Origin of the sequence: Psychromonas arctica DSM 14288 (assembly GCF_000482725.1) — a bacterium.
GTDB lineage: Bacteria > Pseudomonadota > Gammaproteobacteria > Enterobacterales > Psychromonadaceae > Psychromonas > Psychromonas arctica.
The window spans coordinates 42,580-68,980 of the sequence record NZ_AXWP01000025.1; the positions used below are offsets into that span (position 1 = coordinate 42,580).

At 38.1% G+C, this 26,401-nt stretch carries 19 protein-coding genes; 14 read left to right on the top strand and 5 right to left on the bottom strand.

The features are described 5' to 3' along the window. The first annotated feature begins 57 nt into the window (after positions 1-57). Together rne and trxB are read left to right on the top strand one after the other, a co-directional pair. Complete coding sequence (rne, locus tag H592_RS0103890) at positions 58-3,123, top strand: ribonuclease E (RefSeq protein ID WP_028867615.1); 3,066 nt, start codon at positions 58-60, stop codon at positions 3,121-3,123. Between the two features lie 169 nt (positions 3,124-3,292). Then, complete coding sequence (trxB, locus tag H592_RS0103895) at positions 3,293-4,243, top strand: thioredoxin-disulfide reductase (RefSeq protein WP_028867616.1); 951 nt, start codon at positions 3,293-3,295, stop codon at positions 4,241-4,243. Positions 4,244-4,347: 104 nt separating this feature from the next. Here the strand turns inward: trxB and folD are convergent, their stop codons facing one another. Next, positions 4,348-5,202, bottom strand: a complete 855-nt coding sequence (gene folD, locus H592_RS0103900; RefSeq protein ID WP_028867617.1) for a bifunctional methylenetetrahydrofolate dehydrogenase/methenyltetrahydrofolate cyclohydrolase FolD — start codon at positions 5,200-5,202, stop codon at positions 4,348-4,350. A gap of 280 nt (positions 5,203-5,482) precedes the next feature. Between folD and H592_RS0103905 the strand changes: the two genes are divergently transcribed. The 9 genes from H592_RS0103905 (at position 5,483) to ptsG (ending at position 16,700) form a co-directional block, all read left to right on the top strand. Continuing rightward, the gene (locus tag H592_RS0103905; RefSeq protein ID WP_028867618.1) at positions 5,483-7,675 is read left to right on the top strand and encodes an FUSC family membrane protein; all 2,193 of its coding nucleotides are present in this window, start codon (positions 5,483-5,485) and stop codon (positions 7,673-7,675) included. Between the two features lie 79 nt (positions 7,676-7,754). Further along, on the top strand, positions 7,755-8,081 hold the full coding sequence (locus tag H592_RS0103910) for a TusE/DsrC/DsvC family sulfur relay protein (protein WP_028867619.1): 327 nt from the start codon (positions 7,755-7,757) through the stop codon (positions 8,079-8,081). 23 nt (positions 8,082-8,104) lie between these two features. Beyond that, the gene (gene efpL, locus H592_RS0103915; RefSeq protein WP_028867620.1) at positions 8,105-8,671 is read left to right on the top strand and encodes an elongation factor P-like protein EfpL; all 567 of its coding nucleotides are present in this window, start codon (positions 8,105-8,107) and stop codon (positions 8,669-8,671) included. Between the two features lie 502 nt (positions 8,672-9,173). Continuing rightward, complete coding sequence (locus H592_RS0103920) at positions 9,174-10,109, top strand: SPFH domain-containing protein (protein ID WP_028867621.1); 936 nt, start codon at positions 9,174-9,176, stop codon at positions 10,107-10,109. 2 nt (positions 10,110-10,111) lie between these two features. After that, the gene (locus tag H592_RS0103925) at positions 10,112-10,576 is read left to right on the top strand and encodes an NfeD family protein (RefSeq protein WP_028867622.1); all 465 of its coding nucleotides are present in this window, start codon (positions 10,112-10,114) and stop codon (positions 10,574-10,576) included. A 464-nt stretch (positions 10,577-11,040) separates the two neighbouring features. Continuing rightward, entirely contained in the window at positions 11,041-11,388 is a 348-nt protein-coding gene (locus H592_RS0103930; protein ID WP_028867623.1) for a putative quinol monooxygenase, read from the top strand. Positions 11,389-11,528: 140 nt separating this feature from the next. Then, positions 11,529-13,232 (top strand): S1 family serine peptidase, encoded by a 1,704-nt coding sequence (locus H592_RS0103935; protein ID WP_028867624.1) that lies wholly within the window; start codon positions 11,529-11,531, stop codon positions 13,230-13,232. A gap of 187 nt (positions 13,233-13,419) precedes the next feature. Beyond that, positions 13,420-14,808, top strand: a complete 1,389-nt coding sequence (gene dbpA / locus H592_RS0103940) for an ATP-dependent RNA helicase DbpA (protein WP_028867625.1) — start codon at positions 13,420-13,422, stop codon at positions 14,806-14,808. Between the two features lie 485 nt (positions 14,809-15,293). Then, positions 15,294-16,700 carry a PTS glucose transporter subunit IIBC gene (gene ptsG / locus H592_RS0103945; protein WP_028867626.1) on the top strand — a complete coding sequence of 469 codons (1,407 nt, stop codon included), beginning with the start codon at positions 15,294-15,296 and terminating at the stop codon, positions 16,698-16,700. Positions 16,701-17,262: 562 nt separating this feature from the next. On the opposite strand, the gene H592_RS0103950 is transcribed toward ptsG, so the two are convergent. The 3 genes from H592_RS0103950 to H592_RS0103960 all read right to left on the bottom strand — a co-directional run bounded on the left by H592_RS0103950 (position 17,263) and on the right by H592_RS0103960 (position 20,754). Next, positions 17,263-18,504, bottom strand: a complete 1,242-nt coding sequence (locus H592_RS0103950) for an ABC transporter substrate-binding protein (RefSeq protein ID WP_028867627.1) — start codon at positions 18,502-18,504, stop codon at positions 17,263-17,265. Between the two features lie 82 nt (positions 18,505-18,586). After that, positions 18,587-20,020 carry an ATP-binding protein gene (locus H592_RS0103955; RefSeq protein ID WP_028867628.1) on the bottom strand — a complete coding sequence of 478 codons (1,434 nt, stop codon included), beginning with the start codon at positions 20,018-20,020 and terminating at the stop codon, positions 18,587-18,589. Further along, positions 20,020-20,754 carry a response regulator gene (locus H592_RS0103960; protein ID WP_028867629.1) on the bottom strand — a complete coding sequence of 245 codons (735 nt, stop codon included), beginning with the start codon at positions 20,752-20,754 and terminating at the stop codon, positions 20,020-20,022. Before H592_RS0103960 ends, H592_RS0103955 begins: the two co-directional genes overlap by 1 nt. A 512-nt stretch (positions 20,755-21,266) precedes the next feature. Between H592_RS0103960 and H592_RS24165 the strand changes: the two genes are divergently transcribed. The 3 genes from H592_RS24165 to H592_RS0103975 all read left to right on the top strand — a co-directional run bounded on the left by H592_RS24165 (position 21,267) and on the right by H592_RS0103975 (position 25,564). Beyond that, entirely contained in the window at positions 21,267-22,679 is a 1,413-nt protein-coding gene (locus H592_RS24165; protein WP_028867630.1) for a diaminobutyrate--2-oxoglutarate transaminase family protein, read from the top strand. Beyond that, positions 22,679-24,160, top strand: a complete 1,482-nt coding sequence (locus tag H592_RS24170; protein WP_028867631.1) for a pyridoxal phosphate-dependent decarboxylase family protein — start codon at positions 22,679-22,681, stop codon at positions 24,158-24,160. The genes H592_RS24165 and H592_RS24170 overlap by 1 nt, the downstream gene beginning before the upstream one ends. A 189-nt stretch (positions 24,161-24,349) precedes the next feature. Continuing rightward, on the top strand, positions 24,350-25,564 hold the full coding sequence (locus H592_RS0103975) for a carboxynorspermidine synthase (protein ID WP_028867632.1): 1,215 nt from the start codon (positions 24,350-24,352) through the stop codon (positions 25,562-25,564). Between the two features lie 169 nt (positions 25,565-25,733). Here the strand turns inward: H592_RS0103975 and H592_RS0103980 are convergent, their stop codons facing one another. Further along, positions 25,734-26,384 (bottom strand): PEP-CTERM sorting domain-containing protein, encoded by a 651-nt coding sequence (locus tag H592_RS0103980; protein ID WP_028867633.1) that lies wholly within the window; start codon positions 26,382-26,384, stop codon positions 25,734-25,736. Between the last annotated feature and the right edge of the window lie 17 nt (positions 26,385-26,401).

Below are 26,401 nucleotides of genomic sequence, written 5' to 3' on the forward strand. Positions count from 1 at the left end.
TGCAAAAACAGTTAGTACATATAAAAATAACGAAAAAAATAAAACAAGAGTTCACAAATGAAAAGAATGTTAATCAACGCAACTCAAGCAGAAGAGTTACGTGTCGCCCTCGTTGACGGGCAAAAACTGTACGATCTTGATATCGAAAGTCCAGGTCACGAACAAAAGAAAGCAAACATTTATAAAGGTAAAATCACACGTGTTGAAGCAAGTTTAGAAGCAGCATTTGTAGACTACGGCGCTGACCGCCATGGTTTTTTACCACTTAAAGACATTGCTCGAAACTACTTTCCAGAAGGATATTCATTCAAAGGCCGCCCTAACATCAAAGATGTTATTAAAGAAGGCCAAGAAGTTATTATTCAAATCGAAAAAGAAGAACGTGGTAATAAAGGTGCAGCACTCACTACCTTTATTAGTTTAGCAGGTAGCTATTTAGTTCTAATGCCAAATAACCCTAGAGCTGGCGGAATTTCACGTCGCATAGAAGGTGATGAGCGTACTGAATTAAAAGCAGCATTATCTGACCTTAAATTACCAAATGGTATGGGTTTGATTGTCCGCACTGCAGGCGTAGGTAAATCGGCTGAAGAATTAGAATGGGATTTAAACGTTCTGGTTAATCACTGGCAGGCCATCGACCAAGCTTCTAAAACTAAAGCAGCTCCTTTTTTAATCCATCGTGAAAGCAACGTTATTGTTCGTTCTATTCGTGATTATCTTCGCCGTGATATTGGCGAGATTGTGATTGACCATGCTAAGACTTTTGAATTAGCAAAAAATCATATTGAAATGATCCGTCCTGATTACGTTAATCGCCTTAAACTATACCAAGGTGAGATCCCTCTCTTTACACATTACCAAGTTGAAAGCCAAATTGAATCAGCTTTCCAACGTGAAGTTCGTTTACCTTCTGGTGGCTCAATTGTTATTGACCCAACTGAAGCACTAACTTCTATCGACATCAACTCTGCGCGTGCAACACGTGGTGGCGATATCGAAGAAACGGCGTTTAATACCAACTTAGAAGCCGCTGAAGAAATTGCTCGTCAATTACGTTTACGTGACCTGGGTGGTTTAGTGGTTATCGATTTCATCGATATGACACCTGCTCGCCATCAACGTGAAGTTGAAAACAGAATGCGTGAATCTGTACGTCAAGATAGAGCGCGAATTCAATTAGGTCGTATTTCACGTTTTGGTCTAATGGAAATGTCTCGTCAACGTATTCGTCCTTCTTTAGGTGAATCTGCATCGCGTGTTTGTCCACGCTGTCATGGCCAAGGTACAATTCGTGATAATGACTCTTTATCACTTGCAATCCTACGTTTGATTGAAGAGGAAGGACTTAAAGAAAATACGGCTCAAATTCAGGCACGTGTACCGGTTGCCGTAGCTGCTTATTTGTTAAATGAAAAACGAAAATCAGTTGCTAAAATCGAAAATCGTCATAATTGTGAAGTTTACATCATACCTGACGCAAATCTGCTTACGCCTCATTTTGAAGTGAAGCGTACGCGTAAAGACGGTAAAGAAGACATCAATTACGATGCACTTGAAAAGCAGCATACAGTCTACATTCCTAATATCGCTCAGATAGAAAGTAATGAAATTGAGGAACCTTTATTAACTGGCTTTAGTGCGCCAAATAAAGAAACTGCAGCTGTTGAGACTAAAGTTGCTCCACAAGCTGTGGTTGCTCCGACGACTTCTATATTCACTAAAATAGTGCAATCTATTGCAAAATTCTTCAGTGATGATTCAAAAAAAGAAGCAGAAGTAAAACCAGAGACGTCTCCTCAACCGGAAGAGAAAAAAGAGCAACCTCGTAATACGCGTAACCCACGTAATACTAAAGGTAATCAGAATCGTACCCGTAACCCTCGTAACGACCGCACTGATCGTAACGATAAAACAACGGATAATAGTACTGAACGCCGCAGCAATCGTAAGTCGCCAGATCGCAAAGCAACACAGCAGACTAAAAAATACGAAAGCGAAGCAAAACCGGTTCAAGAGAACAACGACAAAGATAATAACCAAGAAGTTATCGTCGCACGCCGTAAGCGCCGTAACATGCGTAAAAAAGTTCGTGTTCAACAGCCTGAAAATACGGTCGAGACCAACAAGGTAGAAAGCGCAGATATTGCTGATGCAAAAGTTGAAACAAATCATCAACCAGCAGCAGTAGAAACGAAAAAACCGAAAGCTAAGGTTAAAAAATCTCCTGAAGAAACTAAGCAAACTCAAGTAACAGAAACACCTGCTGCTAATGATGCTAAAGACTCAAAAGAGAACGAAACTTCAGAGCAAGCTAATCAAGAAGCTCATACGCCTGTTACTATTCCTAGCCGTCGCTCACGTTACTTGCGCAACAATGGACAACGTAATAACAAACGTAACCAAGAGAATGCAGATGAAGTAGCAGTAACCAGTCGCTACCCTGAATCAGACGATCAAGCAGTTGAAGAAAATTCAGTACAAGCCACTGTTCCTGTTGCCGAAAATGTTAATAACATTGCGGATAAGCAAGCACCTCAACAGGAAGCTGAACAACTACAAAAAAGTATTCAACAAGTGCCTGTAACAGCCGCTGAAAAGATCTTACCGATTGCAAAAAAATCTGCAGCTGTTAAATCAGAAATAGCAGAGCAGTTAGCAACAACGCCTAGCGAACAGCCAGTAGTTGAAAAAACCGATGACGTTGATACTGTAGAAGTTGAAACTGCAAAGGTTGAAGCTCCTAAAGCTGAGGAAACTAACGTTGATGAAACTAAGGTTGAAGCAACTAAACTTGAGCAAACTGTCGCTGAAGTTAAGGTAGAAGAAATTAAGGCTGAAGAAGTTGAAACTGAAATCGTGCCTGTTGTGGATAAAGTAGAAGACGTTGCACAAGTTGTTAGCAACCAATCGACCTCAAGTTTGCGCGGCACCGTCAGCAACGCTAAGGGTAAATCAACTTCAGCAATGGTTAAAACAATTTCAGAGCCTTTAGATTTAACTAAAGAGATTCAAATTGTAGCTGCAACTGAACGCCAAGTAATTGTGAAAGCTTCACAACAAGCCGGTAGTTCATTCGCAAGTAACCGAGCAAGTAGCGAAATGGTAAAAACTTCTTTATAATTTAGTAGTTTTTACCTATCAATGAGAACGGATATTTCGATGAGATATCCGTTTTTTTTTACTGAAATTGTCAGTTCAAAAGTTTAGTATTAATAAACTTTATCAATTATTAATTAGCGCAGTTTAAAAAATTCAACTAGCTAATCTTTTTATTATTCAAGGTAACGATATGAGCGAAACTATACATAAAAAATTGTTAATTCTAGGATCTGGCCCTGCAGGTTACACGGCCGCAGTTTATGCCGCACGTGCAAACCTTAACCCTGTTATGATCACGGGTATGCAGCAAGGTGGACAATTAACAACAACAACTGAAGTAGAAAATTGGCCGGGCGGCGCAGCGGATATGACAGGTCCTGGTCTAATGGAAAGTATGAAAGAACATGCTTTACGTTTTGATACGGAAATCATTTTTGACCATATCAACGAAGTTGAATTAACTAAACGCCCTTTCACATTAAAAGGCGATACTGACACTTACACTTGTGATGCGTTGATCATTGCAACGGGAGCTTCTGCTCGTTATTTAGGCTTAGACTCTGAAGAAGCATTTAAAGGTCGCGGTGTCTCTGCTTGTGCAACCTGTGATGGTTTCTTTTACCGTAACCAAAAAGTAGCGGTTGTGGGTGGTGGTAATACGGCTGTTGAAGAAGCCTTATATCTATCAAATATTGCCTCTGAAGTGCATTTAATACATCGTCGTACTGGTTTCCGTTCTGAAAAAATTCTTTTGGACCGATTAAATGAGAAAGTTAAAAATGGTAATATCATCTTACATACTGATCGCACTTTAGATGAAGTATTAGGTGATGATATGGGCGTAACAGGATTACGTTTAAAAGATACATTATCAGACAAAACAGAAGAACTGGCAGTAATGGGTGTGTTTATTGCCATTGGTCATAAGCCGAATACAGATATGTTTGCAGGCCAATTAGACATGAACCATGGTTACTTAAAAGTACAAACAGGTAGCGAGGGTAATGCAACTCAAACTTCTATTGAAGGTGTTTTTGCCGCCGGTGATGTGTCTGATCATATTTATCGTCAAGCAATCACTTCTGCAGGAACAGGTTGTATGGCCGCACTAGATGCTGAAAAATACCTAGATAACTTGTAATAACTTTTACAAACTAGTGTACAAAAAAAGACTGCATTTGCAGTCTTTTTTTATTTATGAAAATAATGATAAACAGAAAAATTAGTTAACAATATTCACGCAAATTATGAGTGAAATTCATTACAAGCGAACAACGTATTTTCAATTAATGTTGCTACTGTCATTGGCCCTACACCACCTGGTACTGGTGATATCCATGCCGCTCTTTCTTTCGCTACATCAAACTCTACATCACCGGTTATTTTACCATTTTCTAAACGATTAATACCTACATCTAATACAATTGCACCTTCTTTTACCCATGCACCGGGAATAAAGTTGGCTTGTCCACGTGCAACCACTAAGACTTCAGCTTGACGAACATGGTACTCAAGATCCCTAGTAAAACGATGACAAGTGGTGGTAGTACATCCCGCTAATAAAAGCTCTAACGTCATCGGACGCCCCACTATGTTTGAGGCACCAACAACTACAGCGTGCATACCACGAATATCAACACCAATTGCTTCAATCATAGAGATCATGCCACGCGGAGTACACGATCTTAATAAGGGGATACGTTGTGCTAAACGGCCAACATTGTAAGGATGAAACCCATCTACGTCTTTGCTTGGAGTAATACGCTCTATCACCGATGTTTCATCTAACCCATCAGACAATGGAAATTGCACTAAAATACCATCAATGGTCTTATCGTCATTCAATTCGTCAATTAATGCTAATAATGTCTCTTGAGAAGTTGATTCTGGTAAATCATAAGCTTTCGAAGCAAACCCTACTTTTTCACAGGTACGGCGCTTACTTTGTACATATATTTGTGAAGCAGGATCGCCCCCTACCAATATAACGGCAAGTCCAGGTACGCGTAACCCTTTTTCTTTCCGTTTATTTACACCCGCAGTTACCTTATCGGTAATTGCAGCGGCAATCGCTTTTCCATCAATGATTTGTGCGGACATCAAACATTACTCTTTTTAGTTAAAAAAATTCCACGCTATTGTCGCAAAAGTCACTTAAAATGTCACATCAAAGATACAAAATTTAGTAACTTAGCGTTAGGGTTTTAAGGTAATATCCTGACTTTAAATCAAAATTAGTTGGTTTTTTATTTAACGCAGTAAGTTACTTGAAAAATAGGCTGATATTAATATAAGTATTCAATAATATGTTGCTCCGAGTTATGTGAATAACAGCATCTATCTTTACATTCTTGAGTATTGAAACCATGAGAAGTCATCTATGCAAAACCCTTTAACGTTGATGGTTAGACGCTTAATTTCCGACTCCAATGCCCACTCTGGTTTTAGAGTCGTGATTGCAATGACCTGTACTTTTATCCCTGCTATATTTGATCTCGATATTGGTTTATTTGAACAATCCAATTTAGCCATTTCATTGTCACTATGTTTAGGGGTAATGGCTTCAGCGATTGTAGAGGTAGATGAAAATACTAAAGACAGACAAAAGTTCATTGCAACCGTCATAGCCTGTTTTTTTATCGCCGCATCCAGTGTGGAACTGTTACTGCCCTACCCACTTTTTTTTGCCATTGGTTTAGGCACATCTTCCTTTGCATTTATGATGTTGGCAAGTTTAGGTATGCATTATAGTAAAATTGGCTTTGGTGCCATTTTAATTGCTATCTATACCATGATAGGACATCGAGATAACGTTGCTTGGTTTGAACAACCATTGTTATTAGCCATAGGCGTATTATGGTATGGATTATTTGCTATTTTTTGGTCCCATTTTAGCCCTAACCGCACTATTCGGGAACAACTGGCACAACTATTTTATGCCATCAGCCGTTATCAACATCAAAAATCAGACCTCTTTGATGCTCAAAAAGGTAATTCACGAAAAGCCATCACTGAAACACGACAAAAATTAGCCCAACTGAATATCAGTATAATGGTGCGATTAGAATCATCACGGGATATGATTCGAGGTCAATACCGAGCAAATAACCACCAGCGCGAATTGAGTTTATTAAATCAATACTATTTGGTCGCGGAGCAAATACATGAACGTATTAGCGCTAGCCAATACTTATATAGCCAACTAGAGCATACCTTTGGTCGCAGTCAAATTCTAGAAGGCTTTCACCAACTATTTTTACAACTCAGCGATGATTGTCATATGCTGGGTGCCAGTATCAATGATAAAAAACAATACCAACACTCAAGACGTTTGAAGTGGACTATTCACGCCCTTTCAGATCAACTTTATTTATTAAAGCAAAAACTGCAATTATTTGATAATAATCAAGAGGCAATGCAAGCTTTACAAGCTATCTACGACAACCTCGAAGGGATAGATTGCTTGCTCGTTTCTTTGGAAGATATTCATAAGCTTCATAAATCAGGACATAGCGACCCGATTATCGTTGATAATGAGCCACAACTTAAAAACTCATTCTGGAAAAGCATTCACGATGCATACCTACAAAAAACCGGCGTATATAAGCATGCGGTACGGATCAGTTTATCGCTGGTATTTGCCTATTTAATTCAAGTTCAATTCCAACTTCATAACGGCTTCTGGATTTTATCGACGGTGCTGTTTGTTTGCCAGCCTAGTTTTAGCGAGACTCGTAAACGTTTAGTGTTAAGGAGTTTTGGCACCCTACTCGGTATTTTAATGTGTTTCCCGGCGTTCATATTGATCGAGAATATTCCCGTACAAATTGTATTAATGATTTTATCTGCCTTTTTATTCATTAATTACGTCAGAACAAACTACGGTTTAGCCGTTATTTTTATCACTTTATTCGTGATGTTCTTAACTAATTTACTCGCACATTCCGGAGTCGATGTCTTATATGAGCGAATTTATGAAACCATCATAGGCTGTGTGTTGAGTGCAATAGCGATCAGCGTTATTTATCCTGATTGGCAGTTCAAACGTTTTCCCGCAATGGTCAATGGTTTATTGCTCAATAGCAGTCGTTATTTCAAGCAAATCGCTCAGCAGTACCAGTTTGGTCGTAGTGAAAGTATGGTTTTCAGACAAACCCGTTTTGCTTCTTTTAAAGCGGATGCAGGTTTAACCACTGCTTGGCAAAGTATGTTATTTGAACCAAGTTCAAAACAGCACCTTAAACAAGAAATGTATGGACTAGTAAACCGTTGTGATGCGCTCAACTGCTATATGGCAGCACTCTCTTCACATCGTCATAAAATAGAGACTCATCAAGATTTAGCAATATTACAGCGTCTTTTTGATAGCACCGCAGAACAAATTTTATATACCTACCGGCCGGAGCTAAAACAGACAGCAATTGATAAAATTGAGATTGAATCTTTTGAATCTTATAAACAAGGTTTATCAGATGAATCCAAATTAATCGTTGAACAATTACGTTTAATTGCTTTTACCGCCATGGATATTCAAGTACTACTGCAACAAATTGAAAGTAAAGTCTCAGATTAATATTTTTGAATAGGCAACTGAATATTTTTGATATAGAATTTTGCACCCATTAAGCGTTCATTAGTTAGAGGAATTAAACTTGATATTTAACGGTCAAGAAATAGCAACAGATGCGCAGGGTTACCTACTTGATGCTAAGGGTTGGGATGTATCTCTCGCGGCTGCTATCGCTGATTTAGAAAACATCACCATGACCGACGAGCATTGGCAAGTTATCTATTTTGTACGCGATTTTTATGAGCAGTTTAATACCTCTCCGGCAATACGCGCATTAGTAAAGGCGATGCAAAACAAGTATGGCGCGGAGAAAATAAATAGCCGTTATTTATACCGATTATTCCCAGACGGGCCAGCAAAACAAGCGACTAAAATTGCCGGTTTACCTAAACCTGCACGATGTATATAAGCACTACATAAAGGAAATATAATATGCCTAAGGCAAGTGATATCAAAAAAAATACAGCTGTTGAATTTAACAACAGTGTTTACATTATCAAAGACATTGAACGCTCAGTACCTCAGGGCCGTGCAGGTGGTAGTTTATATCGCATGCGTATGTACGATGTAGTATCCGGCGCAAAAACCGACGAAACCTTTAAAGACAGCGATATGTTAACACTGGCTGACTTAATTCGTCGTAATGTTATGTTTTCATACCTTGATGGTGATGAGCTAGTATTCATGGACAACGAAGACTACACGCCATACAACTTAAATAAAGAAAGCATCGCTGATGAAGTTTTATTTATTGATGAAAATACACAGGGTCTACAAGTCGTTATTGTTGATGGCTCACCCGTTGGTGTTGAATTACCAGCCAGTGTCGATTTAACTATTGTAGAAACAGACCCATCAATCAAAGGCGGTTCAGCGACTGCACGTACTAAACCAGCTATTTTATCTACTGGTTTAACCGTACAAGTGCCTGAGCATATTTCAACTGGCGACAAAATACGTGTAAACACTACTGAGAAGAAATTTATGGGTCGCGCATAACTTTAATGTCGATTCTAATCTAACAATGTAGGTCTACACTAAATCTACCTTAGGAAAACCATTCCCCTTTTAAGTAATTGAGGGTATTCGGTAAACTCCTCGATAAGAAGCCGGTTTTAAAACCGGCTTCTCTTTACACTGCAATAAAAGATTTTGCGATACCTCAATAAATAATTTTCAAAAATCATCCTTTCCTTAAAAACGTGATCGTCTTCAATACTAAACCAACCAATACAATCCATTATGTCGTATGTCTATGTAATACCAACTCGACTAACTGATCGATCTTACAGGTTAAAAGGAACTATTTTCGCGTTAAAATTTTTGTAAAGGGAACAACCATTTATGGCAACTTTTGCCTTAAACTAGCTCCTTTTTCCTGCGTAACATTTGATCATTAAATTAACGAAATTGGTATAAATAGTGTATGAATGTGTCAAGCAACCTGCTATTTTAAGACTATTGATTGTTAACTGATTTATTTCTAAAAATGGGATTTACTATGGATATTTTGTTTGAGTACTTTTTAAGAATAGAAATTTTTATTCTTGTGTTAGTGATCGTTATTTTAAAGTCATCAATCATTTTTGTTCCGCAAAATCGAGCTTACATGATTGAAAGATTTGGTAAATACCAATCAACTCGAGAAGCAGGCCTTAATTTTATTATTCCGTTTATAGATCGTATTGGTGCTGATAGATCGTTAAAAGAACAAGCTGTCGATGTACCGAGTCAAAGTGCGATCACTCGGGATAACATTTCACTTAGTGTCGATGGAGTTTTGTATTTCAGAGTGTTAGATCCGGTGAAGGCCAGTTACGGCGTAGATGATTATGTGTTTGCAGTGACACAATTATCACAAACAACTATGCGTTCTGAATTAGGTAAAATGGAATTAGATAAAACCTTTGAAGAGCGTGATGTACTCAATACCAACATAGTTGCAGCTATTAATGAGGCATCTGGCCCATGGGGCATACAAGTTTTACGTTATGAGATAAAAGATATTGTACCACCGCAAACAGTAATGGAAGCGATGGAAACACAGATGAAAGCAGAACGTATTAAACGTGCTCAAATTTTAGAATCTGAGGGTGATCGCCAAGCGGCTATTAACGTTGCCGAAGGTAAAAAGCGTTCTGTGGTTTTAAATGCTGAAGCGGAAAAAGAAGAGCAAGTATTAAGAGCTCAAGGTGAAGCACAAGCAATTATTGCCGTTGCAAAAGCGCAAGCAGAATCATTACGCATGGTCGGTGAAGCAGCTAATACAGTGGAAGGTCAAAAGGCGATTCAACTCGACTTAGCGACTAAAGCAATTGAAGCAAAAGCAGCAATCGCAAAAGAATCATCTGTTGTGTTATTACCGGATAGTGGTAATGATGCAGCATCAATGGTTGCACAAGCTATGACTATTATTAATAGCTTAAATAAAGGCTAATTATGGACTACTTACTTTCTCACCTGCCAGAGATATTAATCGTATTAGGATTAATCATGTTGGCGACCGAAGTACTAGTATTAGGTTTCTCAACCTTTGTACTCTTTTTCCTTGGTATTGGTACAATAATTACGGGTTTATTGATGCTGCTAGGGATGCTATCGGAAACGATGTTGAGTGCACTGTTAGCAATCGCCATTATCTCTAGTATTGTAGCGGTGATCAGTTGGAAGCCGATGAAACGTATGCAAAATAATGTAACATTAAATCAAGCTAACAATGACATGATAGGTCATCAATTTACTTTATCTGAAGATTTAGCCCTAGGGAAAACAATCACCCACCGTTACTCTGGGATTGATTGGCAAGTTAAAGCAAAACAGCCTCTAACTGCTGGTACAGAAGTGAGTATCGTAAAAATGGAAGTGGGTTTACTAACAGTTGAGCCGGTTAAAGAATCAGTTTAATAGAACTTACCTATTACCTTGACTAAGCATTTATCAAATCTTTTTTTGCTTATCTAAATGAACCGACTCTATTACTGGATTGGGCCATAGAAGTACCGAGTCATAGATGTTTCGGGTCATAGACGCATCGAATCATAAATCCGTAAGGCCATCACGGCAAATTAAGGATTCTTGTCAGGCAAGTGTCATTAATTTGCAGTCTTTCTATATTGATGACTATTCGCTACACATGCTGACGCCAACATTACATTAAGTTACCTTAAGTTAACTTAATGTATTTTGTCTTGTCCTTTTTTCTTGTCCTAGCTACTCGTTAAATAAAAGCATTGTGTACAAAAAACACTCCTAAAGAAATAGCTAGGTGCTTTTTTATTAATTAGTCTTGCTATAAAGTTGTTAATTAAAGGGCTAATCAGTAATATCGTTTTAATTAACCTATTACTTGAATTGAAGCGGGATAACCCATGTCAGAAAAAATTTATTGTATCGCCATGTTTAAAGCCAAACCCGGCAAAGAAGAAGCACTATTTAAAATATTACAGTCTCTTGAGCCAAATACACTAAGAGAAGATGGGTGTTTACAATATATCGTGACCAGAAAAATAGAAAACGAATTTGCTTCGGGCAACAGCTTTTCACTCGTTTTTAATGAAATTTGGGCAAATAGAGCAGCCTTTGAAGCTCATTGCCAACGTCAAGAGATCCTTGAGTTTTTTCAGCAACAATGTGTGGATGCAACGGGCTTGGTTGAAGCTCATAATGTGTGTGTTTATAGCGACCAACCACATCACTACGACGCTCCCATCCTATAAAAATATTAATTATACAGTTATTAATATAATGAAGTTTTGAGACTACATTCGACGAATAAAGAGCCATAACAATATTATATACTGAAGTAATTTACCTACACTTTACAGGATTTTATTGCTTTAACATGGACAGAGATAAAATGAAAAAAAACAAATTGTATCAACTTATTAGCCTTTGCTTTTTATTATTGCCATCCTTTTATGTCTTGGCTGATGAGTCTCAAATATCTAGTCGAATCGTCGGTGGAGATCAGGTCTCAGATCAGTCGGATTACCCTTGGATGGTTAGTTTAAAATACCAATCAAATAAACAACATTTTTGTGCGGGTACCTTAATCAGTAAACAATGGGTACTGACCGCTGCACATTGTGTCGTTGATCTAACAGCAAATAAGATCATCGCCACCGTGGGTGAATACAATTTATCTTCCAACCCTAGTAGCACCTCCACTACTATAAATAAAATTATCATGCACCCTGGTTTTGATGAAAAAACATTTAACAATGATATCGCTTTATTAAAACTATCTGAAACGCTAACACAGGAAACGGTTAGCCGTTTATCGAGCATAGAAACAGCACAATCAATTAGTGTTGATAATATCATTGCTACTGCTATCGGCTGGGGCTCTACTGCGGCCTATGCCTCTTCAAGCGATGATCAAGATATACCAGTAAGCTACCCAAGTATTCTGAGACAGGTAACACTGCCACTTTTATCTTCACAAAATTGTAAAGATGTGATGCCAAATACCACAGATAACATGATCTGTGCTGGGGATGTTATCAATGGTGGTTCAGACTCTTGCCAAGGTGATAGCGGCGGGCCGTTATTAGTTGAATCGGCCACCGCAGCAATACAACAACAGATTGGTATTGTCAGTTTTGGTCAAGGATGCGCTCAACCTCAAACAGCAGGTATTTATACTAAAGTATCTCACTACCAAGATTGGATAGAGGCGAGCATCGCAGGTATTACAGCACTCACTGATACCCACTATTTCGTGGCTGATATTGATGAAAGCAATACCTTTGAAATATTGATACAAAACCAGTCAACACAATTGATTGCTCCTATCTTCTCCCTCACAAACGACACGCGGTTTGAATTAGAAAGCAACAATTGTGGCAATTTAGTAACACAAGCGACCTGCATACTAAACTTAACCTATAGCCCTAATAGCAGTTCCTATGATAGTGAAGATTTAAGCAGTATTGAGATTGATACAGGCGTAAGCAGCATCGCTCATTCACCGATATCATTAACGGCGATCGCAATGCATAAAGTCAGTGCCGATGCAGTATCACTCCCTAATAATGATCAAGTAAGGTGGTATCAATCAGACTCGACACCTTGGGTAGTCGCCAGTGATGATAACTATTTAACCTCACCCACTATCAACGCTAATCAACAAACTCAATTTGTTGCTATTATCTCAGGCCAAGGAAATTTACATTTTAATTGGGCAATCAGTTCTGAATATGGCTACGATGCATTAACCTTACTGATTAATGGGATTGAAATGGATAGGATTTCAGGTGATCAACAATTTTCCGCGAAAACCTACTCATTGTCAGGCACAACTAACCTTGTTACTTGGATGTATTCAAAAGATAGCAGTGTTAACAGTGGATCTGATAAAGCATTTATCCACAATTTACGTTTTCAAAAAACAGGTGAAATAGATAATAATGATATCACCGCACCTACTTTGGTTTTTACTAATACTTCTGTTTCAAAAAGCTCAGGCGGCGGAGGCAGCTTACAATATTGGAGTTTATTTTTATTGCTGTTACTAGCCTGTTATAAACAGCGGTTGTTACCTTTTCAACGACCACATTGATCCTTATTATTATCAATAACCCATTTGCTTACGTTTTTTAAAATTATATTTTTTTAACACTTTTAAAAAACGTTTACTGGTTATTGTGGTATTTTAGTGGCTTATTTTTACAACATTATTTTGTGACCAAGCAGACAAACTGTTATGGTAGCGATCATTAACATTACCCTATCAGGAAATTATTATCGTGAGTGAAACCTCTTTTGCATCCTTGCCACTATCAGAAAGCCTCTTAAGCAATTTAGATTCTTTAAACTACCAAAAGATGACTGAAATACAGGCTCAATCTTTACCATTAATTCTAAATGGAGAAGATGTAATTGCGCAGGGTAAAACGGGCTCAGGTAAAACAGCTGCGTTTACGTTAGGTATTTTACATCGCTTAAACGTAAAACAATTTAGGATCCAGTCATTAGTTGTGTGTCCCACTCGTGAATTAGCAGATCAAGTAGCGACGGATATTAGAAAACTTGCAAGATCTATCCATAACATTAAAGTAATGACACTATGTGGTGGTACACCACTGAGTCCACAGGCCGCTTCTTTAGAGCATGGCGCTCATATTATTGTAGGCACACCAGGTCGACTTCAAGATCATTTAAGTAGAGGTTCTTTAAACCTTGAACATGTCAGCGTATTAGTCCTTGATGAAGCAGATAGAATGTTAGAAATGGGCTTTCAAGATGCCATTGATAGCATCATAGAGCACAGTCCAAAACAACGCCAAACACTTCTATTTAGTGCGACTTACCCTGAGCAGATACAAAAAATTGCACAGCGTATTATGAATGCACCAAAACAAGTCACCGTCGCCACAACACACGATAATAATATCATTGAGCAAACATTTTACTCGGTACAAAATAATCAAGAAAGAATGATCGCGTTACGTTTGTTATTGAATAGCCACCAACCTGAATCTAGTGTCGTATTTTGTAATACAAAGCGAGAAGTTACTGAAGTTGCTGAAGAACTAGCAAACCGAGGTTACAGTGCCATCGCATTACATGGTGATTTAGAACAGAAAGATCGTGATCAAGCATTAATTCGCTTTGCCAACAAAAGTGCGCGCATTTTAGTTGCAACGGATGTTGCAGCGCGAGGTTTGGATATTGATAATTTAAGTGCAGTGTTCAACTTCCATGTCGCCCATGACCAAGAAGTACATGTTCACCGTATTGGCCGCACCGGTCGTGCGGGTAGTAAAGGATTAGCCTTTACTTTCTTTAGCACTAAAGATGATTATCGTATTAAATTATTAGAAGATATTCTAGATCGTAATATCAGTGCTAGTCCGCTACCGGATGCCTCTTTACTTGAAGTAACACCTCCCCCATCGGAGATGATCACAATTCGTATTGAAGGTGGAAAAAAACAAAAAATTCGTCCAGGTGATATCGTGGGCGCATTAACTGGTCAGGATGGTATTACCGGACAACAAGTAGGTAAAATCTATGTTGCCGATAACTGGTCTTATGTTGCCGTCAATCGAGCATTGCTAAAAGTTGCGTTTAAAAAACTCAGCGAAGGCAAACTAAAAGGCAGAAAGTTCCGTGTAATGGTAGTGAGAGGCTAACTTAGCTAACTACCCATGACTAGAATAAAATAGTTATGCACTTATAATCTGAATCAAAGGGCTTTAAAAACATCAATTTCCCGTTTAGTCAATTTAGCACCTAAACGGGCAATATTTAGAGCCTTATTTATTCTTTATCGCCTATAATCTATAACTCTACAATTTAACCTATCAATAATTTAGCCTATCAATAATGAACTAAAATGGAGCCCCCTCTCTTACCCTAACCACCTTCTTCAAAAACAATTTTCCTATAAACCTTGTATCAAATACCATTAATCCACGATATGCCTAGACTATAAAAAAAACAGTTTCAAATTTTAATTTGTAACATATTGCAACAGCACTATCTACAATGTAAGTAAACGTAACTTCTTATTTTATGTGATCATTTGCACATTTTTTTAGCATTTCGATCGTTACACTCCAGCCATCAAATATCGCTACAGATATTTTATTAAAACTTAACCACCTTGGAGAAATCTATGAATATATTTGGGAATTTACAAAAAGTAGGGAAGTCTTTAATGCTTCCTGTATCAGTCTTACCTATCGCAGGTATTTTATTGGGTGTAGGTGCTGCTAAATTTAGTATCTTACCTGATGTTGTATCACAATTAATGGAACAAGCCGGCGGTGCTGTGTTTGGTAACATGGCGTTACTATTTGCTATTGGTGTAGCACTTGGTTTTACTAAAAATGATGGTGTAGCCGGTCTTGCTGCTGCAGTTGGTTACTACATCATGATGCAAACTATTGAAACATTAGCACCAGGCGCTAACACAGGTGTATTAGGTGGTATCATTGCAGGTGGTATTGCTGCTGCGATGTATAATCGTTTCTTCAACATCACATTACCTGATTACTTAGGTTTCTTTGCCGGTAAACGTGCCGTACCGATTATGACCGGTTTTGTGGCAATTATCATGGGTGCTATTTTATCAATTATCTGGCCTCCAATTGGCGCAGGTATTGCTTCATTCTCTCACTGGGCTGCAAATCAAAACCCAACGTTAGCTTTTGGTATCTACGGTGCGGTTGAACGTTCATTAATTCCATTTGGTTTACACCATATCTGGAATGTACCTTTCTTCTTCGAAGCAGGTTCATGTGTTAATGCAAACGGCGAGCAATTAAACGGTATTTTAACTTGTTACTTATCTGCAGATGATGCTTCACGTGCTGCTGGTAATGGTTTTGGTCAGTTAGCTGGCGGTTACATGTTTAAAATGTTTGGTTTACCAGCCGCTGCTATTGCTATTGCACACTCTGCAAAACCAGAAAATCGTGCAAAAGTAATGGGTATCATGGTATCTGCTGCGTTAACCTCATTTTTAACAGGTATCACTGAACCAATTGAATTCTCATTCATGTTCGTTGCACCTGTATTATATGCAATTCATGCATTACTAGCCGGTTCAGCGTTTGTTGTAACTAACCTGTTAGGTATGGTTCACGGTACTTCATTCTCACATGGTTTAATCGATTTCTTGGTACTTTCTGCTAACTCACAAAAACTTGTCTACTTTGTTGTTATTGGCCTTATCTACGCAGCTGTTTATTACTCTTTATTCCGCATCGTAATTCGTGCTCTTAACTTAAAAACACCAGGTCGTGAAGATGAAGAGCAAGCTTCAACTGCTAAATTAAATAATGAAGAGATGTCTGCCGCGTTAGTCACTGCATTTGGTGGCAAAGCAAACATCGCTAACTTAGATGCATGTATCACACGTTTACGTATCAGTGTTGCTGATATTGCACTTGTTGACCAAGCTGGTCTTAAAAAACTAGGTGCTGCTGGCGTAGTTGTTTCAGGTAATGGCGTACAAGCTATCTTTGGTACTAAGTCAGATAACTTAAAAACAGATATGGAAGCTTACTTAGCTAAGTAACGCTTTAATACACAGCTTTCTACTCAATATAAAATAGGTATCTCTGAGATGCCTATTTTTTTGTCTGTTGGTTTTATCTATATCGTTTTCAATCAATATGCATTATTAAATGGTTAACTCGGACATTTAGACAATGCTTAACATAACGACCTTTCCTGCGCGATTAATTGATTACCGAACACCTTTATCGAAAGCTACAACGCTATATGATACCAAGTCCGCTAACTAACTGTTCAATCTTACTGGTTAAAAGGAATTATTTTCGCGTTAAAATTTGTATAAAGAGAACAAGTATTTACGGCAATTTATGCCTTAAACTAGCTCCTTTTTTCCTGTGTAATATTTGATTATTAAATTAACGGAATTGGTCTTATTGTGTAAACACGGATTTTCGAGTTAGCGGCACTCAGGGGAACAAGTTAACTTTTATTGGTTGTCGTTATAGATTGGAATAAAAATTACGATTTACTCTGTTATATATCCAATCTGATGCTTAAACCTGCTCGCCTCTCGACTTACTTATTTTTGCATTTTGAATGATAACCGGCTTAGTCAGCCTATTTTACTTTTTATTAACCGCTCTAATGGCTAACGCCAATTGTTTAGTCACTTGTTCTGCGCTGAGATTATCACTCTTAAAATAAGTACTGATCACTTTCCTCATTTCGCTTTGTAAAAAACTGCTAGTGGCGATATTTTGTGAAAAAGAAGGCACTAAAGCGGACTGTTTAAAGTCATTGAATGATTTATGGCTACAGGCATCAAAATCACTAATATCAATATCCGTTCGCACCGGAATAGAACCTTTATCAATATTGAAGTCATGCTGTAATTGTTCGGAGAGAAGAGTATTAGCCAATATTTCCGTATTTAAATTATCACTATTCTGATGTTGCTTTTTAAAGAAAACAAAGCTGTCAATATTGTAACTGAACAAATTTTTGCTTTCAGGCACATCCACACACAAATAATCCTTATTAGCGACCTTACCAGAGCTATGCCATAAGCCTTTAGCCCAGTCGCCCATAAATAACATGCCCGCTTTTTTATCAGTAAGCATTTTACTCGCAATTTCCCAATCTTTACCGACCATACTTTTATCGACATACTGATGTAATCGTTTAAACAATTTAAAAGCATCGATCATGTCAGAGGAAGTGAGAACCGTTTCATCAAACTCTACAAAAGCACGTTTATATTTTTCTGCACCTAAAATCGACAACGCAACCGATTCAAATAATAAATTATCTTCCCAACTTGTACCGCCGTGAGACAGTGCAATATAACCTGCCGCTTGAATCTTATCTGCAACACTAAAGAACTCACTCCATGTAGTAGGAGGAGAAAGCTTAAGTTGATCAAAAATGGCCTTATTTAGCCACAACCAATTCACGCGATGGATATTAAGTGGCAGTGCCATATAGTGGCCTTGATAGGTAATGGTTTGCTTCACCACATCAGGAATATTTTTGTCCCACAATTTATTATTTAAAATATTATCAACTTCTTTTAACATGCCTATTTTTGCCCATTCGGCAATATCAGGGCCTTTGATTTGTGCTGCATCTGGAGGATTCCCCGATAATGCACGCATTTGTAATACTCGCATAGCACTGCCCCCACCGGACCCTACAATCGCAAAGTCTTGCCAGCTTATGCCTTGCTTTGCTAATGCCTGCTTCAACACCTTCTGTGCTTCAAACTCACCGGGAGCCGTCCACCAGTGCAACACTTCCAAAGAGTTTGCACTGCTTGGCATACTCAACAGTAATGGAAGTAACGGCAGTATTTTTTTCAGCTTCATTTTTCTCTGCTTCATATTTCTCATTAATCGCAATTGCTACTTTCGTCCAGCATTTTAAATTAGGGCGGGAAGGCCATTCAATTTATTTTTTATAATTACGCGGGAAGATAATAACAACCTCCAACCCGCCCTGCTCACGATTGATCAGGTGTAAATCACCATTATGAGCATGAATAATATTACGTGCAATACCCAACCCAAGTCCATGCCCTTGGTCATCATTGTGTAACCGTTTATAGGGTTGAAAAATAGTTTTTAGTTCATGCTCGGGAATACCAGGCCCATTATCTTGAATAATAATTTCTAATTTTTCATCACTATCAACCATTTGAACATCAACCTTGCCGCCATATTTAACGCCATTTTCAATTAAGTTAGATAAGCAACGTTTTAACGCTAATGGTTTGCCTTGATAAGGAGAAATACTGGCCGGTTTGATCACAATTTTTTCAGTACGATTTTCACTAATTTGTAATAATAACTTAAGCACATCAACATATTGAATATTCTCATGAATATCTGTGTCTTGAACGCTTTGTATCGCCCCTTTTACAAGGATCTCTAAATCATCTAAATCGTGGTTAAAGCGCTCTGTTTGTTGCTCATCATCTAATAACTCGGCGCGTAATCGTAAACGAGTGATGGGCGTTTTTAAATCATGTGATATGGAGCGAAATAACAATTCACGATCTTGTATGTAACGTTGTAACTTTTGTTGCATACGATTAAAAGCACGGGTTGCATCAACAATTTCTGTGGCGCCGTGTTCTTTTAGCGGTGCTTGGTCTAGGTCAATACTCATCACAGAGACTGCCTTCGCTAATTTTTGTAAGGGTTTAGTTTGTTGTCTAAATAATAAATAGATAAATAACAATAATAATAATGTTGTAAAAAACAAGGTCAAAATCTGTTGCGCGGAGATCAACTGGTTATCCGAAAGTAAATAAGGGGGGGGTAAAATAGCGGCTAAATACAACCACTCATTGCTTTCTACTTCAATTTGCAACACCAATATAGGTGGCTCTGCAGTTGGAATAATGAGCGAGTAAGCGCCCCATGAAGGTGGCAGATCTTTTAATAAAATATCATTTTTTAAAACGTGTAAATCATCTGGAGACGAGAATTCAATTTCTAAATTTTTATCTGCGGCGATCCCCGCAGTTAATACTTCGCTGACGGTTGCAATAACTTGCCTTTTTAATTTGCTATCTTGAATAGGATTAATATGTATTTTTTCACTATTCAGAGAAACAAAAAAACGACTCCCTCCCATGCCCCGCAATTGTTCAAGCACAAGATGACGATATTTAAGGGGTAAATCATTAAAAAACACGACCGTACTTAGCGCGCTTTCAGCGAGATGTTGAGCATTAGCAATCACCGATTTTTTTTCACTCTCGGAGAACTGGTGAACCCAAAAAAAGCTGCTGATAGCTTGTCCTGCGACAACAGAGCAAATCGTCAGTAATAACATGCGTGATATAAGTGAGCGAAAAAATAATTTAAACATCGACATTAATCAGCACTTTTAAGCGGCGCAATAAATAAATAACCTTTGCCACGCACGGTTTTAATTATATTAGGGGCTTTGGCATCGTCACCTAAAAAGTGTCGTAAACGACTAACATGAACATCAATACCACGCTCATTAGCAAAGGCATCTCGACCATGCAATGCTTGGCAGATCTGATCTCTGGAAATAGGCTGATTGTTACTATAAATAAATAACATTAATAATTGAAAATCCGCCCCAGTTAATGTGAATACATTTTGATGGTCATCTATTAATACTTGTTGTTGTGTATCTAATTGCCAATGAGCAAAAGAATAAAAACGTTTACTTTCCTGATTTTTTTGCTCAGTATTTTGTTGTTGGGAGAAATGAGTGCGTCTTAATAACGCTTTAATACGAGCTAATAATTCGCGAGGACTGAAAGGCTTCGCAATATAGTCATCAGCACCGATCTCCAATCCTAATACTCTATCCATTTCATCTGAGTTTGCTGTGAGCATTATAATCGGTACATTTGAATGTTGACGAATGCGTTGACACAGCGTAAACCCGTCATCACCAGGTAACATAATATCCAGAATAATTAAATCAGGTGTATGTTGTGTTAATAACGAATCCATTTCAATGCCTTCCGCAGCAGTGATCACATCAAAACTGTTTTTCGAAAGGTACTGTGCTAATAATTCCCTAATATCTTGATCATCATCAACTACTAATATCTGTTTTATGTTACTCACTATTACCCCCACTTTATTGCTGTCTGTGATGCGAAGAATACCCAAATAACCCAACATTGGGTAGTGTTAAAGATAGGAAACCTCGAGTGTGTTTAAAGTGTTTATTTTTTGCGCTTTATATAAAAAATATAATTATTAATCAGTATGTTAAAAAAAAAGGTTAATTTTAGTTAGTTTTTACCCTTGCTATAGCAAAAATGGATGATAAAATGCGCGCGTTTTAACACTCAATCAATTTTATTATAACGATTAACTCAATACGGAGGCTCAAACAATGCAACACACTTACATTGACTCATCTGAACCTTTGAATCGTTATTTCACACCTCAAAATCAATACTTATTACAGTATCCTGGACGCACAGTAGAACCTTGAGCTAAGACGCTTAAAACCCTTTAGTGCAACGTATATTTGTAATTAAATTTATTGCTATACCTTATTTACACAATTCTGTTTATCTGCTGATAAACCAATTTCGTACTTTATTTATTTCCAATTAGTGGAGCGTAAAATGCAAAACGTCCTTAATTTAGCACCAGAGTGCAAATTAACAAACGAACTAGAAGTCCCAGTTATTACAACACCATATGACTTAACACCAGATGAAATGTTATTAAGCCAAGAACATTATGAATCTGAAGTTCGTTCATATCCTAGACGTTTACCTATCGCTATCAAAAGTGGCCGTGGTGCCATTATTGAGGATACTAAAGGACAGATATACCTGGACTGTTTAGCTGGCGCTGGCGCATTACCATTAGGTTACAACCATAGTGAAATCAACCAAGTATTGATTAACCAAATCAATGCAGGTGTGCCTTACCAAACATTGGATTTAACGACACCTAGCAAAGATGCATTCATCAAAGCTGTGATGCAATTTCTACCGGCTAACTTTGCTAAAACAGCGCGTATTCAATTCTGTGGGCCATCTGGCGCTGATGCAGTAGAAGCGGCTATCAAGCTGGCTAAGTTATACACCAAACGTAATACCATGGTTTCATTCCACGGTGCTTACCATGGTATGACCAATGGCTCTCTCTCTTTAACCGGTAACTTAAGCTCTAAAAGCCGCCGTACTGGATTAATGTCAGATGTACATTTTATGCCTTTCCCATACAACTTCCGTTGTAAATTTGGTTTAGGTGGTGAAGAAGGTGCTGCACAAAGCATTCGTTATCTTGAATCTGTTTTATGTGATGATGAATCAGGTATCACTAAACCTGCTGCGATCATCGTTGAGCCAATTCAAGGCGAAGGTGGCGTATTACCTGCTCCCAAAAAATGGTTACAAGAATTACGTCGTATTGCCACTGAGCACGGTATTTTACTGATTTTTGACGAAATTCAATGTGGTATTGGCCGCAGTGGCGACCACTTTGCATTTGAAGAATCAGGTATTGAACCAGATGTGCTTATCTTATCTAAAGCAATTGGTGGCAGTATGCCAATGTCGATTATTTTATTTAATGAAAAATACGATTGCTGGAATGCAGGCGAGCACACAGGCACCTTCCGTGGCAATCAATTAGCAATGGCAAGTGGTGCAAAAACACTAGAAATTATCCAACGTGATAACCTAGCAAAAAATGCAGCGGAACGCGGTGAACAACTACGAACAGCTTTACGCGATATTCAAGCTGACTTCCCACAAATTGGTGAAGTACGTGGCCGTGGTTTAATGAATGGTATTGAAATTGTTAAACCGGGTGTATTAAATAGCCTTGGTCAAGCCGAAGCCGATCCAACATTAGCGATTGCGATTCAACGTGCAGCACTAGAGTTAGGCTTAATCATTGAGAAAGGCGGTCGTCGTGGTGCGGTATTACGTTTCTTGCCACCCCTTATTATTAGTCAAACGCAAATAGAGTTTGTTGCAACAACCATGGCAAAAGCAATTAAAATTGCAGTGGAAGCACAATAATGACCCAAACGAACAACTGGTCACATTATTTCGCTCAGCTTGGTGAAAACCAAGCTTTTGAGCAAGCGACCCAGCAAACACAAGATGCAATCAATAGTTTGTTTAGGCATTCACAAAATGCCTATTCAGGTGTCGAGCCTGCGCTATTAAAACAGCAAATTAATGCGGTGGATTTTTTGCAAGCAGCTCCTTTACAGGAAGTGATAGCAACCACCAATGAATTAATCGCTAAAAATTCTCTATTAGTGCAACACCCTCATACGATTGCACATTTGCATACTCCGCCATTGATTGCATCAATTGTCGCTGAGCATTTTATTGCCGCATTAAATCAATCAATGGATTCGTGGGACCAGGCTCCCGCAGCAACTTTTGTTGAACAGCAAATGGTTGATTGGTTGTGTCAAACTTACCAACTAGGTGAACGCGCTGACGGTGTATTCACGAGTGGTGGCACACAAAGCAATTTAATGGGTTTATTACTGGCTCGCGATTGGTTTGCTTATAATCAATCAAAACATGATGTTCAGCAAGATGGTTTACCTGATTACGCACAAAAAATGCGTATCATCTGTTCAGATAAAAGCCATTTTACAGTACAAAAATCTGCGTCATTAATGGGCTTGGGCGAACGCAGTGTGGTGTTAGTTAAAACCAATGTACAAGGCCAAATCGATATTAATGAACTACAAATGACCATTGATGCATTAAAAGCACAAGATTTACTACCTTTTGCTGTCGTAGCAATGGCAGGTACAACAGATCATGGCGCAATTGATGATTTACAAGCGGTGGTTGAAATTGCACGTGCAGCGGGTTGTTGGTCGCATGTCGATGGTGCTTATGGTGCAGCGCTACAACTTAGCCAAGTACATAAGTCTCGCTTAAAAGGCATTGAATTAGCAGACTCTGTTAGCGTAGATTTTCATAAATTGTTTTATCAAACAATCAGTTGTGGTGCCCTGCTTATTAAAAATAAAGCTAACTTTAATACTTTATTGCATCATGCAGATTACCTAAATCGTGAAGGCGATGAATTACCTAATTTAGTCGACAAAAGCATTGCAACCACAAAGCGTTTTGATGCACTAAAGCTATTTATGACACTCAAAGCCGTCGGAGCAAAACAACTCGGTGAGTTTTACGATTATTTATTAAACTTAACGCAGCAAGTTGCAGTTAAAATTGCTCAAAATAAACACTTTGAATTATGCTGTACACCGCTATTATCAACAGTGTTATTCCGTTTGTCGCCTGTTTTACAGGGTGATTTAACTGATCAGGAATTTAATCAATTGCATCAAAAATTGCGTTTAAAACTATTAACAAGTGGTGAAGCAGTGATTGCTGAAACAAAAGTTAATGGGCAGTTAGCATTAAAATTCACACTGTTAAACCCATGTTTAACCTTGCATGATTTTGATACGCTAATCGAAAAAATAGAAAACGCACTACAAGCGATGCTCAAAAAAAATGAATGAATAAATAGAAAAGTAGTTAATCCGTTCTAATTACATACGGTTAACAATAAAGTTAGCTAGCTTTGTTAATAACAAACTAGCTAACTGTTAATTAAGCAGTACAGAGCACACACATGAGATTACTAACACTAACTTAACGTTAAGTAGTAGTTAGCTAAGCAATAAAATTAATGAATAGGGACTAAAAAAATGTCTGTACTACAAATTGGCGCCGGTGGCGTAGGCTGGGTTATTGCTCACAAATGCGCACAAAATAATGATGTATTTGGCGATATTACAATTGCCTCTCGCACTATTTCTAAATGCGAAAAAATTATTACCTCGATCAAAGATCGTAATAACCTTAAAGACACCAACAAAAGTATCAACGCGGTAGCAATTGATGCCGACGATATTGCAGCCTTGGTTACTTTGATTAATCAAGTGCAACCCGATCTAGTGATCAACGCTGGACCTCCATGGGTGAACGTGGCGATCATGGAAGCATGTGTAGAAACTAAAACTGCTTATCTAGATACCTCTGTTGCGACTGATCTTTGTAGTCCAGGACAACAAGTACCTGAAGCATATGATCCACAATGGGCTTTTGCGGAGCGCTTTAAAGAAGCAGGTATTACTGGTATTTTAGGTGCAGGTTTTGATCCCGGTGTGGTAAGTGTATTTGCTACTTACGCTCATAAACACCTCTTCGATGAAATCGATAGCATAGATGTTATGGATGTAAATGCGGGCGACCATGGTCAAAAATTTGCAACTAATTTTGACCCTGAAACAAATATGTTAGAAATTCAAGGTGACTCTTTCTATTATGAAAATGGAGAATGGAACCAAGTGCCTTGCCATAGTCGTATGATGGAATTTGATTTTCCTGTTGTCGGTAAACAAAAAGTTTATTCTATGGCGCATGATGAAGTACGTTCAATGGCAGAATTTATTCCCGCTAAACGTATTGAGTTTTGGATGGGATTTTCAGACAGCTACTTAAACTTCTTCAACGTAATGCGTACCATCGGCTTGTTAGATACAAAACCTGTAACAACCTGCGATGGTATTACTGTTGAACCGCTTAAAGTATTGAAAGCTATTTTGCCAGACCCAACTTCTTTAGCACCTGGCTACACGGGTAAAACCTGTATTGGTACTTGGTTACGCGGTAAAAAAGACGGTGTCGCGAAAAGTATCTTTATCTATAACATTTGTGACCATAAAGAGTCATACAATGAAGTAGAGCACCAAGCGATTTCTTACACAACAGGTGTACCAGCGATCACAGCAGCTTTACTTTATTTTCAAGGTAAATGGAGCGATAAAGGTTTATACAACGTTGAACAACTAAACCCAGATCATTTCTTGGAATTAATGCCTAAAATTGGTCTTAGCTGGGACATATTAGAATTAACGTAATAAATGAAACAGATATAAAAAGTATTAAAACTTATTTAAATAAAATTAATACTGTCTAAAATATAAAAAATCCTGAATATGAATTCAGGATTTTTTAATTATTACATTAATAATTAATGTGCACCTATAATTAAAGGGGTTCCATTAATTAAAAACTAAAGTCGGAATATTATTTTTTTACTTTACGTGTCGCTGCAAAACCCACCAAGCTTAATGCAAACAACATAACACCAGCAGGTGCTGGTACATCTACCGCAAGATCTCGAGAGACCTGTAAAGTGTAGTCATCCCCGGCAACCGGTGCGTTACCATTAAAGCCACTATCGTTTGCACTTGTAGAGAATCGAGCAACACCAATAACATAAAGGCCTGCAGAACTTGATTGCCAAGAGAATTTAGGATCATATGAATGCACAGAACCATTATCTACCATGCTACAAAACGATACTCCGTTTTCGACACAACCATCATCCTGCTCAGCAAGTAAACCTGAAATAGTACCATCAATTGACCATAAACCAATTTCAGCATCTAAATTTGGCATACCATAGTCAATATCAAAAATATAATTTTGGTTTGCTAATGCGGTAAATGAATAATAATCATAGGTTCCATCGCCGTCTAAAGAAGCTATTGAACTCCATTCCCAATCAAGCGCACTCGCATTATAAATATCATCATTTACACCGGTACTGAATGATCCATCTATATTTTGAGCGGTAAACAGGGTTGAGTTTGATTCTACTTCAGCTATTGTGCCCGCATAAAGTGGTTGAGTTAACAGAACAGTTGCTGTTAGTAAAAAAATCCTTTTATTCATATTTCATCTCTTAATGT

Coding starts and splice junctions, on each gene's coding strand:
- H592_RS0103975 (WP_028867632.1), top strand. CDS start 24,350: ATGTCTGTACTACAAATTGGCGCCGGTGGCGTAGGCTGGGTTATTGCT.
- H592_RS24165 (WP_028867630.1), top strand. CDS start 21,267: ATGCAAAACGTCCTTAATTTAGCACCAGAGTGCAAATTAACAAACGAA.
- H592_RS0103930 (WP_028867623.1), top strand. CDS start 11,041: ATGTCAGAAAAAATTTATTGTATCGCCATGTTTAAAGCCAAACCCGGC.
- H592_RS24170 (WP_028867631.1), top strand. CDS start 22,679: ATGACCCAAACGAACAACTGGTCACATTATTTCGCTCAGCTTGGTGAA.
- H592_RS0103925 (WP_028867622.1), top strand. CDS start 10,112: ATGGACTACTTACTTTCTCACCTGCCAGAGATATTAATCGTATTAGGA.
- H592_RS0103935 (WP_028867624.1), top strand. CDS start 11,529: ATGAAAAAAAACAAATTGTATCAACTTATTAGCCTTTGCTTTTTATTA.
- trxB (WP_028867616.1), top strand. CDS start 3,293: ATGAGCGAAACTATACATAAAAAATTGTTAATTCTAGGATCTGGCCCT.
- H592_RS0103905 (WP_028867618.1), top strand. CDS start 5,483: ATGCAAAACCCTTTAACGTTGATGGTTAGACGCTTAATTTCCGACTCC.
- efpL (WP_028867620.1), top strand. CDS start 8,105: ATGCCTAAGGCAAGTGATATCAAAAAAAATACAGCTGTTGAATTTAAC.
- H592_RS0103980 (WP_028867633.1), bottom strand. CDS start 26,384: ATGAATAAAAGGATTTTTTTACTAACAGCAACTGTTCTGTTAACTCAA.
- rne (WP_028867615.1), top strand. CDS start 58: ATGAAAAGAATGTTAATCAACGCAACTCAAGCAGAAGAGTTACGTGTC.
- folD (WP_028867617.1), bottom strand. CDS start 5,202: ATGTCCGCACAAATCATTGATGGAAAAGCGATTGCCGCTGCAATTACC.
- H592_RS0103950 (WP_028867627.1), bottom strand. CDS start 18,504: ATGAAGCTGAAAAAAATACTGCCGTTACTTCCATTACTGTTGAGTATG.
- ptsG (WP_028867626.1), top strand. CDS start 15,294: ATGAATATATTTGGGAATTTACAAAAAGTAGGGAAGTCTTTAATGCTT.
- H592_RS0103920 (WP_028867621.1), top strand. CDS start 9,174: ATGGATATTTTGTTTGAGTACTTTTTAAGAATAGAAATTTTTATTCTT.
- H592_RS0103955 (WP_028867628.1), bottom strand. CDS start 20,020: ATGTCGATGTTTAAATTATTTTTTCGCTCACTTATATCACGCATGTTA.